Raw genomic sequence first — 440 nt, 5'->3', positions numbered from 1 at the left:
AGCTGGATTGTCGGATTCTGCAACCATACAGATTGTGGTTACAGAAGCAGCGGAAAACCAAGCTCCAGAGGCAGTGATTTTCGCTACGCCAGAAAGCGGAAACGCACCGTTAGAAGTGAACTTTATGGGAGGCAACTCTCTAGACGATATTGGAGTTGTAAGCTACGCTTGGGACTTTGGCGATGGAGGTACATCAACAGATACCAATCCGATATATACATACAATACGTTGGGCACATATACGGCAACATTGACGGTGACCGATGGTGAAGGATTGACAGATACGGCAACAGTAAACATAGTTGTTACAGAAGAAGGTGGAAACCAAGCCCCGGAGGCAGTTGCTTCAGCCAACCCAACACAGGGACAAGCACCATTGGCGGTTATTTTTAATGGTGAGGCATCAACAGACGATGCTGGCATCGATACCTATTTCTGGG

The 440-nt window shown here is 47.5% G+C and carries 1 protein-coding gene; it reads left to right on the top strand.

Annotated features, from left to right (window positions below; all coding sequences use genetic code 11):
- Nucleotides 1-440 (top strand): PKD domain-containing protein (locus GO009_RS17450; protein WP_163627981.1); only part of this gene is annotated, 440 nt, incomplete at both ends.

Source organism: Allomuricauda sp. TY007 (genome assembly GCF_010468565.1).
Lineage (GTDB): Bacteria > Bacteroidota > Bacteroidia > Flavobacteriales > Flavobacteriaceae > Flagellimonas.
Note: the sequence above shows the minus strand (reverse complement) of the source record. Positions and strands in the feature narration are given on the sequence as shown.